At 46.0% G+C, this 15,468-nt stretch carries 14 protein-coding genes and 3 pseudogenes; 6 read left to right on the forward strand and 11 right to left on the reverse strand.

Annotated features, from left to right (window positions below; genetic code table 11):
• Positions 1-27 precede the first annotated feature (27 nt).
• The 7 genes and pseudogenes from EO763_RS07445 to EO763_RS07475 all read right to left on the reverse strand — a co-directional run.
• Positions 28-348 carry a type II toxin-antitoxin system RelE/ParE family toxin gene (locus EO763_RS07445; RefSeq protein ID WP_161528548.1) on the reverse strand — a complete coding sequence of 107 codons (321 nt, stop codon included), beginning with the start codon at positions 346-348 and terminating at the stop codon, positions 28-30.
• Positions 348-626, reverse strand: coding sequence for a ribbon-helix-helix domain-containing protein (locus tag EO763_RS07450; protein ID WP_010304717.1), 279 nt, complete (start codon positions 624-626; stop codon positions 348-350). Before EO763_RS07450 ends, EO763_RS07445 begins: the two co-directional genes overlap by 1 nt.
• A 77-nt stretch (positions 627-703) precedes the next feature.
• The gene (locus tag EO763_RS07455; RefSeq protein ID WP_103972220.1) at positions 704-1,393 is read right to left on the reverse strand and encodes an ABC transporter ATP-binding protein; all 690 of its coding nucleotides are present in this window, start codon (positions 1,391-1,393) and stop codon (positions 704-706) included.
• Between the two features lie 21 nt (positions 1,394-1,414).
• Entirely contained in the window at positions 1,415-3,112 is a 1,698-nt protein-coding gene (locus EO763_RS07460) for an ABC transporter permease (RefSeq protein WP_161528549.1), read from the reverse strand.
• A complete protein-coding gene (locus tag EO763_RS07465; RefSeq protein WP_039506686.1) occupies positions 3,096-4,145 on the reverse strand; it encodes a Fe(3+) ABC transporter substrate-binding protein in 1,050 nt (349 codons plus the stop codon). Before EO763_RS07465 ends, EO763_RS07460 begins: the two co-directional genes overlap by 17 nt.
• 234 nt (positions 4,146-4,379) lie before the next feature.
• Positions 4,380-4,508 (reverse strand): annotated as a pseudogene (locus tag EO763_RS07470) (PRD domain-containing protein); the annotation flags it as partial.
• A gap of 1 nt (position 4,509) precedes the next feature.
• Positions 4,510-4,791, reverse strand: a pseudogene (locus EO763_RS07475) (family 1 glycosylhydrolase); the annotation flags it as partial.
• A gap of 274 nt (positions 4,792-5,065) precedes the next feature.
• Here EO763_RS07475 and EO763_RS07480 point away from each other — a divergent pair.
• Positions 5,066-6,112, forward strand: coding sequence for a sensor domain-containing diguanylate cyclase (locus EO763_RS07480; protein WP_161528550.1), 1,047 nt, complete (start codon positions 5,066-5,068; stop codon positions 6,110-6,112).
• A 185-nt stretch (positions 6,113-6,297) separates the two neighbouring features.
• Here the strand turns inward: EO763_RS07480 and EO763_RS07485 are convergent, their stop codons facing one another.
• On the reverse strand, positions 6,298-6,636 hold the full coding sequence (locus tag EO763_RS07485; protein ID WP_161528551.1) for a DUF1869 domain-containing protein: 339 nt from the start codon (positions 6,634-6,636) through the stop codon (positions 6,298-6,300).
• A gap of 10 nt (positions 6,637-6,646) precedes the next feature.
• Positions 6,647-6,979 (reverse strand): TehB family protein, encoded by a 333-nt coding sequence (locus EO763_RS07490; protein ID WP_161528552.1) that lies wholly within the window; start codon positions 6,977-6,979, stop codon positions 6,647-6,649.
• A 381-nt stretch (positions 6,980-7,360) separates the two neighbouring features.
• Here EO763_RS07490 and EO763_RS07495 point away from each other — a divergent pair, with 381 nt between their 5' ends.
• Both EO763_RS07495 and EO763_RS23915 read left to right on the forward strand, forming a co-directional pair.
• Positions 7,361-7,951 (forward strand): flavin reductase family protein, encoded by a 591-nt coding sequence (locus tag EO763_RS07495; RefSeq protein WP_161528553.1) that lies wholly within the window; start codon positions 7,361-7,363, stop codon positions 7,949-7,951.
• 214 nt (positions 7,952-8,165) lie between these two features.
• Positions 8,166-8,348 (forward strand): IclR family transcriptional regulator domain-containing protein, encoded by a 183-nt coding sequence (locus tag EO763_RS23915; RefSeq protein WP_482811985.1) that lies wholly within the window; start codon positions 8,166-8,168, stop codon positions 8,346-8,348.
• Between the two features lie 848 nt (positions 8,349-9,196).
• Here EO763_RS23915 and EO763_RS07505 read toward each other — a convergent pair.
• Complete coding sequence (locus EO763_RS07505; RefSeq protein ID WP_161528555.1) at positions 9,197-10,231, reverse strand: IS110 family RNA-guided transposase; 1,035 nt, start codon at positions 10,229-10,231, stop codon at positions 9,197-9,199.
• 151 nt (positions 10,232-10,382) lie between these two features.
• On the opposite strand from EO763_RS07505, the gene EO763_RS07510 reads away from it, so the two are divergent.
• The 3 genes and pseudogenes from EO763_RS07510 to EO763_RS07520 all read left to right on the forward strand — a co-directional run bounded on the left by EO763_RS07510 (position 10,383) and on the right by EO763_RS07520 (position 14,472).
• Positions 10,383-11,393 carry an IS630 family transposase gene (locus tag EO763_RS07510; RefSeq protein WP_161528556.1) on the forward strand — a complete coding sequence of 337 codons (1,011 nt, stop codon included), beginning with the start codon at positions 10,383-10,385 and terminating at the stop codon, positions 11,391-11,393.
• A gap of 65 nt (positions 11,394-11,458) precedes the next feature.
• The gene (locus EO763_RS07515; protein WP_161528557.1) at positions 11,459-13,057 is read left to right on the forward strand and encodes a hypothetical protein; all 1,599 of its coding nucleotides are present in this window, start codon (positions 11,459-11,461) and stop codon (positions 13,055-13,057) included.
• Positions 13,058-13,434: 377 nt separating this feature from the next.
• Positions 13,435-14,472 (forward strand): annotated as a pseudogene (locus tag EO763_RS07520) (IS630 family transposase).
• 402 nt (positions 14,473-14,874) lie between these two features.
• Here the strand turns inward: EO763_RS07520 and EO763_RS07525 are convergent.
• The gene (locus tag EO763_RS07525; protein ID WP_161528558.1) at positions 14,875-15,468 is read right to left on the reverse strand and encodes a hypothetical protein; all 594 of its coding nucleotides are present in this window, start codon (positions 15,466-15,468) and stop codon (positions 14,875-14,877) included.

Raw genomic sequence — 15,468 nt, forward strand, 5'->3', positions numbered from 1 at the left:
GAAAGTTAGCTAGCTAACACAATATTTTTAATCAGTTTCATCTGACAGCAGGTCGCTTTCATAATCCTGTCCTCCATGCCAAATGCCCAGAACTGTTACCGTTTTTTTCTCTTTTTCCACCATAAAAGCAATGAGTGTTCGTTTGCTGTGATTAGTGACGCGCAGTCCAGGAAAAATATCGTTGCGCTGGTTTCCCCTTTCAGGAAATAACTCAAGCGATTCACAGTAACTGACAATGCTTTCGGTGTAGCTGAGAGCAGTTTGGGGTGACGAAACCCTCGCGATGTAGCGGTACAGTGCTGCGAGTTGTTCCTCCGCTTCCGGTGCGAATACGACCCTGTAATCCATTACTCTTCTCCGGTCATCTTCCTGAACTCGGCTTTTAATCTGTTCCTAATGTCGCTACTGCTGAGGCTTTCTGTTTCACCGCGTTGCAGCGCGTTCCAGGCGGGAACGACTTGTTCCTGCAGCCAATTCTCTACTGCATTATCGCGTGCAATCAGCGCTCGAAGTCCTTCCCGAATAACCTCACTTTCTGACGCGTATTCACCGCGGGCAACTCGGGCTTTCACCTGCGCAGCCATTTCATTTGGCAGCGTTATACTCATCTGCTGTGTTGTTCTCATTGTCTACACCTTTAACATACCGATAGGATTTAATCATACTCATTATTTCCCATCTTGTCAGGGGTGAACCACCTGAATCAGACGTCTCGGTTCACCGAAATATTATCGAGCTTGCCTGCTTTCAAATAACCAATGTGGCTGGCCATCAGTTCGGCTTCTTGTTCGCTATGCGTGACTAAGAGCGCGGTTTGTCCGGCGTCGCGCAGGATGTCGCGCACTTCCTGTCCCAGACGTTTTCGGCTGTCGGGGTCGAGGCTGGATAGCGGCTCGTCGAGCAGCAGGACGGCGGGCTGCGGGGCTAGCGCCCGCGCGAGTGCAATACGCTGCTGTTGTCCGCCGGACATTTCATGCGGATAGCGCTGTGCCAGCGAGACGAGATCGACCAGCTCAAGCATGGCGCGCACGCGCGACTGCTGGAGATCTTTCGACTGTTTTCTCAGGCCAAAGGCAATATTCTGTGCGGCGGTCAGATGGGGAAACAGCGCGTAGTCCTGAAACACCATCCCGACATTGCGCTGTTCTGGCGGTAGATGCACTTCCGGGCCCGCCACGCAGCGCCCGCCGACGTGAATCGTTCCCTGAGTCAGGTGCTCAAAACCCGCAATTGCGCGTAAAGCCGTGGTTTTACCGCATCCTGATGCACCCAGCAGGCAGGCCAGTTCACCGGCGGCAACTTCCATAGAAAAACCGTTCAGCACGTGATGAACATTATGCTTGTGCCCGTAGGCGACGTGGACATTATTCAGAACGAGTGTAGCCTCAGACACCTTAACTCTTCCTCATGATTTTCATTCTTTCTCAACCGACGTTTTTAGCTGGCTGCGAGCCAGCAGCACAACGGGGAGCGTACCCGCCAACACAATCAGCAGTGCGGCAATCGCGCCTTCTTCGTAGGTGCCTCTGGCGGCTTCGGCATACAGAACGGTTGCCAACGTTTCGAAATTGACCGGTCGCAGCAGCAGCGTAGCGGGGAGCTCTTTCATTGCATCGGCAAACACCAGCAGCGCACTGGTCACCAGCGCCGGGCGCAGCAGGGGAAGGTGTACGCGGAAAAAGGTGACGAATTCACTTTCGCCCAGCAGGCGCGATGCCTGTTCCATTACGGGGGGAATGCGCGTCAGTCCGGCATCAAGCGCACCAATCCCAATCGCCATAAAGCGAATGGCACAGCAGGTCACCAGCAGAATACCGACGGAAAGCAGCGGCAATCCCTTATAACCTATCAATTCAGCGAGAAAATTATCCGTCGCCATGCCGGGCGTCAGCATGCCAATCGCCAGTACCGTACCGGGTACGGCATAACCCAGCGAGGCAATTCTCAGTAGGGTGCGGCGGCGCTCCGGTGAACGGTCAGCGATGGCGGAATGACGGGCATACCACGCAATAATCAGGCTGACGAACGTGACGACCAGCGTGACGCCAACAGCCAACAGAAGCGAGTTCTGCAACGACCGTATCAGGCCAGCGGAGATCGTCACGCTATCGCCCAGCCGTTTAGCGCTTTCCCATGCCAGAAAGAGGGCGGGGGCGATGAAGCCGAGCAGGATAGGCAATACGGTCGCACAGGTCGCCAGCCAGGCGCGTACCCCTTTCAGCGGGGCGGGCAGAATGCCGCGCATCTGTCGGCTGGTGCCGTAGCGCTGGTTTTTCCGGCCGTAATACTCCAGCGTCAGCAGCAGGATAACCACCGTCAGCATCGTGCAGGCAATCTGCGCGGCGGCGGGTAAATCCGAACGGGTGACCCAGGTAGTGTAAACCGTCACGGTCAGCGTATTAACCCCAAGGAATTCGGAAGCGCCAATATCATTCAGCGTTTCCAGCAAGGCCAGGCTGGTGCCAACGGCCAGCGCAGGGCGCGCCATCGGCAAGGCGACGTGCAGGAAGGTGCCTGTTGCGCTCAACCCCAGCGTGCGTGCGGCTTCCAGCAGGTGTGCGGGCTGGCTGATAAACATTGCGCGCATCGTCAGATAAACGTACGGATAGAGCACCAGCCCGAGCAGCAGAATAGCGCCCGTCATGGAGCGCAGATCCGGCAGGCGGAACTGACGCGGGCTGTCGTAGCCCAATAGGCTGCGGATCGCTTCCTGAATCGGCCCTATAGGATGCAGCAGATCGAGCCAGGCAAAAGCGACAATGTAGGTTGGCATCGCCAGCGGTAGCAGCAGCGCCCAGCTAACGAATTGTCTGCCGGGGAAATCAAATGCCGTTACCAGCCAGGCGCAGCCTGCGCCAATCACCATGACGAGCGCGCCGACGCCGACGAGCAGAATCAGCGTGTTGAGTGCGGCATCGGGCAGAACGTAGCGCATCAGGTGATCCCAATGGCCGACGCCTGCGCCAGCGGCTAGCCAAAGCAGGGAAACCAGCGGAGCCAGTACGCCGAGAGCAATGACCACGGCAGCGATGCGAAGCGGAGAAAAAAAGAGGCGCGGCCGCCCGAAGGCGCCGCGCATCGTTGACGAACCGGTCTTATTGATCGAATCCAACTTTATCTACCAACTGACTGGCCTGTTTACGGAATTTAACGATGTCGGTCAGCGGAATGCTATCCACAGTAACGTCACCAATCGTGCTGCCAATGGTGGAATCCAGCGTGACGCCTTTGCGAACTGGATATTCATAGTTTGCCTGTGCGTAGATCTGCTGAGCCGGAGCGGAGACCAGATATTCCATTAATTTCACGGCTTGATCTTTATGCGGCGCGTGACGTGCAACGGCTGCACCGCTGATATTGACGTGTGTGCCGCCGTTTTCAAAGGTAGGCTGAACGACTTTGATGGCATCGCCCCATTTGCGGGCGTCGGTGCCTTCTTTGGCGTTCTTCATGTGGCCGACATAATAAGAGTTCGCCAGACCTACATCGCAGATGCCGCCGAGGATATCGCGCGCAACGTCGCGGTCACCACCGGTGGCTTTACGCGCCAGATTGTCTTTCACACCGCGCAGCCAGGTTTCGGTTTTGGCTTCACCGTGGTGGGCAATCATCGCGGCAACCAGTGCGGTATTGTAAGGGTGTTGACCCGCGCGGATACACACTTTGCCTTTCCATTTTGGATCGGCCAGATTTTCGTAAGTAATGCCGGTCAGCGGCAGTGATTTTTCCGCATAGAGCACGCGAGAGCGCATCGACAGACCAAACCATTGATTATCTTTGTCGCGCAGCGCCGCTGGGATAGCCTCGGTTAACGCACTGGACTGGATCGGCTGTGTGACACCGGCGTCAACCAGATCGATCAGGTTACCGGCATCAACGGTCATCAGCAGGTCTGCCGGTGAGTTTTGGCCTTCCGCCTTCACACGCTCCAGCATGCCGTCCTTGATGAACACGGTATTGACTTTAACCGACGTCTCTTTAGTGAACGCATCCAGCAGCGGCTGAATCAGGCCGGGTTCACGTGTGGTGTAAAGCGTCAGAGAGTCATCTGCGGCAGCAGCAGGCAGGGCATAGGCAACCATTATCGATGAGGCCAGCGTCAGCAGGCGCGCTTTTTTGCGCAGAACAGACAGCGTTTTTGACATGTTATTATCTTCTCCAGAGTGAATGTGATGCGTAAATGAATAAAATAAGGAGATATTTTCGGCAGGTGACTAAAACAATATATGATAATCACTCTTGTTTGCAATCTCATTAACGCGGTTTATTCACTATCGTGATGGGAGTCAACATACTCACTCCTCAGGAGCGATCTCGGTTTTATTTGTCAGCATCTCGATAAAAACCGTAATGATTGGCTGTCTTGAGTAAGGCTATTGCTATGGCGTCTGGCTTTCGGCCAGCCTGCTGATATGCATGGTCAGCCAGGTAAGCTCTTCTTTCGGCAAGGCCATCTGGTATTTTTCCTGCACGTAATCCCTGATGGCCCAGGAAATCGCCATCGCTTCAGAGATCCTTATAGCGATCGAAGCAGACATTGCTGAAGCGTACGAAGGCATCCAGCACGTTGCGGTGCACCCAGCCATTATATTTCTCGCTCAGCGCCAGCGGCATTTCGTAGTGTGAAAGCGTTACCAGCGGTTCGATACCATGCTTGCGCATCTCGCGGAACAGGTTGTCGTAAAACTGTAAACTGGCCTCATTCGGCGCGCTGTCTTCTCCGGTTGGAAAGATGCGCGCCCAGGCGATAGAGACGCGCAGCACCTTGAAGCCCATTTCGGCAAACATCGCAAAGCATAATGGAGGACTTAGCCTGACGAGACAGATTTATTTCAGACGTGTCGAATAAAAAATAGCGCTTTTTGATCGATTATAGAAAATGGGGCGCAGTAGACTCACACAGTGCAAATAGCCAGAGAGAGACGAAAGGCGTGTATGGTTTCTGTAACAGGAAGAGATCGTAGTAGCTATAATCAGTTTTCACAGATGGCGGTTTGAAATACGCTACACGATATATTAATCGATTGTTTTTATTTAAAAATATTCACCGTTGGGATTTATTGCTATGACTGATAATTTGCTTTCTCACCTTTCGAACGCATTACGTTCAGAGGACTCCTTCGAGGGGCTCGTTCGCCAGTTATTAGTCATGCTGGAGCTGGTCACCGATCTGGAATCGACCTACCTGACACAGGTTGACACCGAAGCGGGTTTCCAAAGTATCTTGTTTGCCCACAATACCAAAACGCTCAATATTCCTGAAGGTGTCTCGGTTCCGTGGCATGACACACTGTGCAAACGTGCGTTAGACGAAGGGCAAAGCTATACGCCTAACGTGGCCGAATGCTGGGGCGATTCGCAGGCGGCGAAAGCGCTGGGCATTATGACTTATGCCAGTACGCCGGTACGTATGGAAGACGGGCAGTTATATGGCACCCTCTGTGCAGCGAGCTCTGACCATAAACCGCTGACGACTAAAGGTGAACAGATCCTAAGTCTATTCGCGCAGCTTATTGCTCAGCAGGTGCAGAAAGAGTGGTTAGTGCAGCAGTTAACGGCCGCCAATGTTGCGTTACATGAATATTCATACACCGATTCATTGACCGGATTGCTTAACCGCCGAGGTGTGTTTTACTCGCTGGAAGCGATGTTTTCTCAGGCAAAGAATGACCAGCAGCAGGCGTTCATTGTATTCATTGACCTCGACGGCTTTAAGAAAATTAACGACCAGTTTGGCCACGAAGCTGGCGATATCTTCTTGCAAGAGGTGGGACAACGTTTGCTTATGTGGGGCAATCCGGGCGATGTCGTCGGGCGTCTCGGTGGCGATGAATTTGTTTTTGCCCGTATGGTCAACGTTGCGCTGGGAGAGAACGATCGCGTGATTGCTTCCTTCAGAGACGACATTACACCTTTGTTGCAGGGGAATTATGCGCTCGGTACGGTCAATATTGAATATTTAGGCGCAAGTATAGGGATTGTCACGGCAGATCCTTCCGTCGAGGAACCTGATGGTGTGATCCGCCGAGCGGATGCTGCCATGTACGCCAATAAAGTTATGCGAAAAAAAGATCAAACCCGCGCTTTTGACGTCATCGCAGTACAATCGTAAATTCCTGTGCAGGTGTAATCATCTGATTATTGCCTGATGAGCATGCTCAGGCATCTTTGATTGTCTGTCATGTGGGTAGGGTACAGGGGCGCTTGTTAAGTCAAAAGACATCCAGCGCCTGTTTTTTAATGAGTAGGGGTACGAAAGGTATATCTTAAATAATCTAACCTGCTGGGAAGTCGATATTACCAGCCGCAGACGTTAGTGTCTTCATCCGCATCGTAGCCACGCACGATATTAACCAGTTCTTTTACTGCGTCAGCCGAAATCGTCTTGTCTTTTAACTCTTCGACCGTAGCGAGATTTTTATCAACGGACACACCGTTATTATTATTTGTGACGGTCAGCAAAAAACCTTTGTTATTTTTACTGGTTGAAGGCAGCTCGTTGAGTAATTCCACAACTGCACCTGCGGCGAAATCGGGTACATAAAAAGCCATCGGTTTAAGATAAACTTTTTCTGCTTTTTTATTATTATCGCGATTCAACAGTGTTAATGAATAGCCTTTATTTTCACTTGTCATTATGTTTACCTCAACCTTCTATCAAAATTTTTGGATCGACATAAAAGTCCACGTTAAATAGCGTATCATCAGATAGCGCTTCGATTCTGTGCCATTTCTCTGGGGGGAATACACCAAATTGTCCGGCCTCGATAGTTAGCGTCTCGACAGGCTCAGGGCTTGTCTCATCCGCGTAACCATAATAACGTATCGTCCCTTGCATCACGCACAAGCGTGGATAGACGCCTTGTCGTGTCCCTGCATCCAAATGGCGCTGCCAGATAGACGTAGGGGCCGTATCTTTTGTCCAAAAAGGCGTTGTACGGGTATGAACATAATTCGCAGGTATAACAATTCGTTCCATGTTTAAACCTCATGCTTTACCCAGCCACATTGCAGGGCCGGAAGGAAAAAACCATATGGTGCATATCATATACCTCTTTTAATGTTTGTGAATTACTTTCTGCTCATTAATTTTTACAATACCCCAACACTTTGCGGAAAGGCCGTATTATCAAGGATCAATCTTTCCCGCGTCGGTTATTTTTCTCCATCGATGCGTTGGGATAAAAACTAACATTAAGGAATAGTTACATTAAGTTATTTTTTGATGGTCTACTTATTAGGGATATTGAATTGGATAAATCATCCTTACGGCTACTCAATTAGAGTTATTGTTAAAGGGAAATCAAAAGAGTAGAAATGAAAAAATATAACGCCACTCTATGATGAGGTCTGAACTCAAATGAAAAAGAACGTAAAACTCAGTTCGTTTTATTATGGATTTCCGGTTTTCCTTGTTACGACAACAGATAATAGCAACGGAGAAGTCAATGTTGCGTCTATTTCGTCATCAATTTCCCTCGGCGATAAAATTATTATCGGTGTCACGAAAGGAAGTAAAACTTACAGTAATTTATTATCCGGCTCTGATGTGGTCATCAATATTCCGGATTACAAACTGTGGGAGAAAGTTGAAGCGCTGGGTAAATTGACTGGGAGCGATACGTTGTCTGAAGGTCAGATTAAATGGGGCGTTCAGGTCTGCCACGACAAATTCTCCAAAGTCGGCCTTCACACTGAAGCCTCCACCGATATTACGCCACCTCGGGTGATTGAATGCCCTATTCAGGCGGAATGTAAGACCGTCAGCACGACTGACAAAGGGCGTTTTATTCTTGTCGAACTGGATATTGTGAATGTCTGGGTGGAGAGCGAGCTATTAGGATCAAATGATGTCATCGATTCGTCAAAATGGAAGCCTCTGATCTACAACTTCCGCGAATACGACACGACGGGTGACGCATTAGGTTTTAATTTTAAATACGGTCACTAAGATGATTGAGAGAACGCTGTCGCAGTGTTACCAATGGCGACGTTCTCTCTTCTTCCCTGATGTGCGTGTGACCTATCCCGTTTATACAATGGCAAACGGAAAAGCATGACTTTCAACTTTATCTGATGATGACGTCTATGCACGGTATGGAACGGGTATTTTGGAGAGAGCAACGCCTTGTTCGGTCGCTAATGTTGATGATTTAATTGAGCAATTGAATACAATTTGTGCCGAGGGATTTGCCTACGATATCGAAGAGCACACAATGGGTTCATGCGCGATTGGCCTTCCTCTCATGAATCCAGACCCGCTTCCCCTCGCCATATCGGTTGTTGTCCCTATCAGCCGATTCCACACACAAAAGTGCCATAGAAGACGCTCTGAGGCACGGTGTTAGCGAATGCCCTGAGTATCTAACCTGATGTCGGAAGAATACCGGTTGATGGCTGAAAACCCGGAAACCTCAAAAAGTGTGTGGAACTAAAACGGGTGTGCTTACAATCGAACCAACTTGACCCCAAATCTGACCACCACCTTCTCCCAATGCTGAGGGAGAATGAAATGTGTATCGGGGACACTTTTCACGTGAATGTATTGAATAAATGGATAAAAACAAAAACCCCGCTTAAGTTTCCTTAAGCGGGGTTTTCTAAATTTGGCTCCTCTGACTGGGATCGCCTTTGCCATTAACTGGCTAATAAGTAAGCTAAACCTGAATTCGCTTTCTGTCAAGACCACCAGAATGACCACCTTTTGGTGATTTATAATGAATGTAAATATTTATAAATTTAACTCCGAGGAAGATTAGGCTGTGTCCCTTAACCTCCCTACATACCAAAAAGTACTGTAAGAATACTTCCCAATATGGGATTTTTGGTTGAATGTCGAACACTTCTGGGGCGATTTTTATCGCTTAAACGCATTTTTTGCACTGTTGAGTTGTACAAAAAACAGTTAAGGGACACAGCCTAGTTTTTAGTAACTAAATAGCTTCGCCAAATAGTAGAGCATATATGGACGTCCCGTGGTGTACAAGTACTGACGTGATGCGGTTTGCTGTCATATATCCGGCGTCTTTTTGGGAAAATTTTCCCGCGCCATGATGTCATCCGCACCCTGTTTCCTTATCACTTGGCCGGTATTTTCTACCTGGATCTACTTCAGGTTATTACAGGGTTAGTTTACCGTTTTCTTATCAGTGCCTGCAAACTCAGAAAATCTTTTACTTTGTGCCGAACTAAATAATTACCTCATCGCAAATGCCTTGTCCATATTGAAATCAACCGGTTCAGACAGCAACCGCCAGACAATACGTGTTAGCTTATTTGCCAGCGCCACGGTGGCTTTCATTTTTCCCCGTCGCTCAGTGACATGATTAAGCCATCTTCCAAGATGGTCATCCCGCTTTTGGGCACAGCGCATGACTTCCCTGGCGCCATGAATGATGAGTGTCCGAAGGCCGCAGTTACCATTTTTAGTCATCGAAGTGAGGATGTGTTTCCCGCCGGAACTGTGTTGCCGGGGAGCCAGACCACACCAGGCGGAAAGTTGTCTTCCATTAGCAAATTGTTCTGTATCAACCTCACTTAAAAAAGCGGCGGCGATAAGCGGGCCAACACCCGGTATCGTCATCAGAGTCCGATACCGGGGCTGCTGTTGACACAATGCTGCGATTTCATATTCTGTTGAACGAATATATTCATTCAGTGTGTGGATGTTTTCCAATAAAGTAGAAAGCAAATGGCGTAATACCGGAGACACAGGCTTTTCCGCATCGCCAATCAAATCGGGTAATCGCTGTTGCAAAGTGTGTATTCCAACCGGGAACTCGAAGCCCTGCTCGGCGGCCAGAGCACGAATTTGGTTGGCAGCGGCGGTGCGCTGTTCGACCATCAACTGACGGGCACAACGCAGCGCCTTGATATCTTGCTGCTCAACCGTTTTTACGGCAACAAAGTGAATCCCCGGACGAAATGCCGTCTCACATATTGCCAAAGCATCATTGGCATCATTTTTCTGATGACGAGTTAACGCCTTTACATGTTGGGTTGGAATGAGACGGATGGCGTATCCCATGGATTGGAAAGTCCGCCCCCAGTAATGCGAGGTTGCACAAGTTTCCGTTGCAATAAGTGTATCCGGCGGGAATTGACGAACAGTATCTAACAGCTTGCTGCGAGAAATTTTTCGATTCCAGGCAACGGTCCCATCATTCATCCAGACACAAAGCTGAAAAAAGGATTTAGCCAGATCGATACCGACGACTTTTACCATGTTCATGATGTTGTTCCTCTATAAATGGGATGGCTCAACATAAGTGGCAGGATTATGTTGAGGAGGGACGTCCATCACATCACTTAAAGGGAACTCAGTCCGAGCTGAGCGATCTGATCAATCGCCAAACATTACAAATCACCAACCGGACTGAGCGATGCCGATCATAGCAGCAATCCCTGATGAAGAACGACGGCTAATGCGTAAAGAAGCCCAACAAACACGTGATAAAAACTATTCCAGACGACTCATCGCCATATTGATGTTACATAAGGGAATGACCGTCACCGACGTCGCCAGACTGCTCTGTGCGGCTCGATCATCCGTTGGAAGATGGATAAATTGGTTTACTTTACAGGGTGTTGAAGGACTAAAGAGCCTCAAATCCGGACGAGCACCACGCTGGCCGATCGCGGATATCCTTCATACTCTACCGCTTCTGGTTCAGCGTTCTCCTCAGGATTTTGGCTGGCTGCGCTCCCGCTGGAGCACTGAGTTGTTGGCACTTATCGTTAATCGGCTTTTTAATGTAGAGCTTCATCCTGCCACGTTGCACCGCTACCTGAGACGAGCGGGTATTGTCTGGCGCAGAGCCGCGCCAACACTGAAAATCAAAGACCCGCATTATGAGGAAAAGCGACTCGCCATCGAACAGGCGGTCGTCCGGAAGCAGCCGACCCATCCGGTATTTTATCAGGATGAAGTAGATATCGACCTGAACCCGAAAATCGGCGCGGACTGGATGCTCAAAGGGCAACAGAAACATATTACTACGCCGGGACATAACCAAAAGTATTATCTGGCAGGGGCACTGCATTCGGATACGGGACGAGTCCATTACGCCGGCGGCAGTAAAAAGTGTTCTGATTTATTTATCAATCTGTTAGAGACATTACGGCGGACATATCAGCGAGCGAAAACTATTACGCTGGTCGTTAATAACTACATCATTCATAAAAGCCGCAAGGTGGAACGGTGGCTGGAAAAAAATACGAAGTTCCGGTTGTTGTTCCTGCTCACGTATTCGCCGTGGCTGAATCCCATCGAGTTGCTCTGGTTGTCGTTACACGAGACCATAACGCGTAACCATCAGTGCCGGTATATGTGGCAGTTACTGGAACAGGTAAAGCTATTTAGAGTAAATAATAATCGGCTTCCATTTTTATAAAATGGAAAATATCGTATAATGCTTTTTTTCTCAAGATGATAAATCATTTTAATTATGGGGTGTACATGTTGACTTCAATGGGGATAAATGGGATAGAGATTTTCCGGGCAGATAAAAAAATTGAAAATTATGTTTACAAACATATTAAGATGAGGGTGTTTGATAGGTACAAATCCAATAAATACACAAATAAGAACGAGGTGAAAGAAATCGTAAATTACATGTATGAAGAATACTACCGATTGTTAGATGATAATCTTCCTATAATAGATCAATGGGAATTTACAATTTTTTTGATGAATCAATATGACGTTTATGGACAAGTCGAAATTGAATATAAAAAAGGCAATCTCACACCAAGTGATACTTTATTTTGGCGTGATTATGGAGTATTCACAAGAAGAGCAATTAAACATTTATTAGAGTTGCTTTGTATCGCTGGAATGAAAGAGCATAGTAGCGAGAATATTTCAAAAGAAATACAAGAAAGATCCCTTTCAATTTGTTTTATTGCTGTAGAGGAATTAGTAAGCCTTTATATGAGAAGTGAATCATATTATAGATTGTACGATGATGTAACTCTTATTTTGGACGCAAGTAAATATATTTATTTTAATGTGATTGAAGATGGGAGGTATGATTTTGATCCTAGGGTTGAATTGATTAATGCAGATGAATATATAGGTGTTGAAAATATATTAAGATCTCCTGATATTCAGGCCGAAATATTAAATTATTCATTTAAGGAGAAGTTCTCAATTAATTATCTTTCTCTATTAAGCACATTGCAGTATTTGATATTAAATCTAGGTGAGGAAAATGAAAATTTCTGTTGCTTTCCATTGGATGTAATTATAAAATCATTAAGTGAAGACCTTAAAATAAATGAAGTGCAAGTGAGTGGGATTATTAGCGGCTTTTCATTAACAGCAGAAAGTATGTTGAGTGAAGGGCGAGAGCTATATAAACCAAAACAACAATATCGCGCTTACAAGAGAGGTTTTTTTATTTTTGAAAACGAAAAAGTGAAATATATTATCTTTTCTAAAAGAATGGCGAGGGAATGTTTTGATTTATTAGTCAGTGATGTGTGCTTTAGAAAAATCCCACCTGAATGGGAATCAAATTTAATAAAAAAATCATTGGATAAGCTTTCATTAGAAGCTGGGAAATGGTTCGAAAGGGTTGTAGATAGAAACCTTAAAAGTCTTGGTATACAAGGTGAGCTATCGGTAAAAAGTTTAAAATTCAGAAATAAAAAAATCATACATATACCAAAGAGTATAGGAGAAATTGATTTCATTGGCTACAGTGAAAAAGAAAAATTATTAATTATAATTGAAGCTAAGCAAGTGGGGTTTAGCTCAGAACCTCGGATGTATATTGATGACTTAGATAAATTTATCACTTCTGAAAATGGTTATGTAAAGAAATTTCAGAAAAAGATAAATTGGGTAATTGATAATAAAGACGAGGTTTGTAAGTTTCTAAATGAGAAAACAAAAAAAGAAGTTACTATCAACACTATTGGTTATGCAATGATAACTCATTATCCTTTGTATATAGCAAGTGAAATAGAAGAGTTTAGTTGCTTAAGTCTAACAAAATTCATGATGGAATATAAGTGTAACAATGGCTGGGTTTTTAGTAAAATTAATCTTTAAGAAAAATTTAATTTTTTTGATGTTAAAAACAACTATGTAAATAAATTTAGTTCAGATAGAGGAAGTTTTTTTGTTGAATTTCACTATAATTATTACGGCTGGACATTAAATCAAAGATTAGAAGAGAACATTACTGCATAGGATGCAACTGCCCTTATGAAAAACCTCTGGCTATGCTGGTAATGCCGATCAGTTAAGGATCGGTTGACCGATCCTGTGGCTGTGTAAGAATCCGTAATCTCACCAGGATTACGGATTTTTTATGCTGCTCAGCCTAAATAGCTTCGCCAAATAATAGATCACTCGAAGGGAACTCAGTCCGAGTTGAGCGATCTGATCAATCGCCAAACATCACAAATCACCAACCGGACTGAGCGATGCCGATCATAGCAGCAATCCCTGATGAAGAACGACGACTAATGCGTAAAGAAGTCCAGCAAACACACGATAAAAACCATTCCAGACGACTTATCGCCATATTGATGCTACATCGGGGAATGACCGTCACTGACGTCGCCAGACTACTCTGCGCCGCTCGATCATCCGTTGGGAGGTGGATAAATTGGTTTACTTTACAGTGGGTTGAATGACTAAAGAGCCTCAAGTCGGGACGAGCACCACGCTGGCCAGTCGCGGATACCCTGCATACTCTCCCGCTTCTGATTCAACGTTATACTCAGGATTTTGGCTGGCTGCGTTCCCGCTGGAGCACGGAGTTGTTGGCACTTATCGTTAATCGGCTTTTTAATGTAGCGCTTCATCCTTCCACGTTGCACCGCTATCTGAGACGAGCGGGTATTGTCTGGCGCAGAGCCGCGCCAACACTGAAAATCAAAGACCCGAATTATGAGGAAAAGCGACTCGCCATCGAGTGCGCCGTCGGCCAGAAGCAAACAGAGCATCCCGTGTTTTATCAGGATGAAGTTGATATTGACCTGAACCCGAAAATCGGTGCGGACTGGATGCTCAAAGGGCAACAAAAACGCATAACTACGCCGGGACATAACCAAAAATATTATCTGGCAGGGGCACTGCATTTGGATACGGGACGAGTGCATTATGTCGGTGGCAGCAAAAAGTGTTCTGATTTATTTATCAATTTGTTAGAGACATTACGGCGGACATATCGGCGAGCGAAAACCATTATGCTGGTCGTTGGTAGCTACATCATTCATAAAAGTCGCAAAGTACAACGCTGGCTGGAAAAAAATACGAAGTTCCGGTTGTTGTTCCTGCCCACGTATTCGCCATGGCTGAATTCCATCGAGTTGCTCTGGCTGTCGTTACACGAAACGATAACGCGTAACCATCAGTGCCGGTACATGTGGCAGTTACTGGAACAGGTGAAGCTATTTATGAATGCCGCTTCGCCGTTCCCCGGCAATCAGCATGGTCTGGCTAAAGTGGAGCGATAATATGAGAAGCTATTTAGATTGTAGCAAATTGCAGATATCCAATGAATATGCGGATAAATAATGTCCCATAGATGATATCTCTGCATTGGTACAATGTACTGAAAAAGCTAGGATAACTGACGCAGAATATGTTTATCGTACGTATCGGACAACAATACTAGTTTACTCTTATGCAGAATGAAGGGAAGGGAATCATAGAGCGTTGGCTGTCTTAATATGACAGAAAACGCCCTCATTAACTCCTGAATAACCTGGCGTCGGAATAGTGCTGTCTGAAAAACTAGAAATATTAAAAATACGTGTAAAAAAGACAAATGTATTCACAAATCCATGATTGATTAAAAATCATTAAAGCTATCGACTGATTCTAACTTATTAGTGCTAATGAGATTGTTTTCGCTATTATGATATAATTCTTGAGTATTTTAAAGTGCATTTTTTTTGTTTATCTACACTGACTGATACGATTCTTAGAATTGAACGGTCAGTTTTATTTTTAGTGCCAATAGGTTTTTTTTTGGCATGAGTGCTAATTATTCTTCGAATAAAACATGGATTGATTTTTAAGGAGTAAAATTTTTCTAATAATTTTATTATATAGTCAACAAAGAGGATTGAGTTTTCTATCTGAATTGCACCTCTTGGTCCAACTGTGTCTGATTTAAAGTCAGTCACGAGTACATCGGCTTTTGCTTTTTGACTGCCGTCATCATTTTGAGTGTTTTTTATACTAAGGATAACAAGATCACACGACTTGTTGATTCCAATGTCATTTTCAGGATTGAAATAGGGAGATAATTTTTTAAAAGATCTATCTGATGGGTCGTTATAGTCAAGAGTAAATGCTATACTATTATCAGGTATATCTTCGATTTCAATTTTATTTATCTTGCTGGAGGGGGAGTCTTCGGTAAATTTTAATAATGAGCCTTTTTGAGTTTTTATTAATGCCACTTTCACTTTGTCATTTAAAACATTTGCAATAATATCTATCAT

This window comes from Pectobacterium odoriferum (assembly GCF_009931295.1).
Taxonomy (GTDB): domain Bacteria; phylum Pseudomonadota; class Gammaproteobacteria; order Enterobacterales; family Enterobacteriaceae; genus Pectobacterium; species Pectobacterium odoriferum.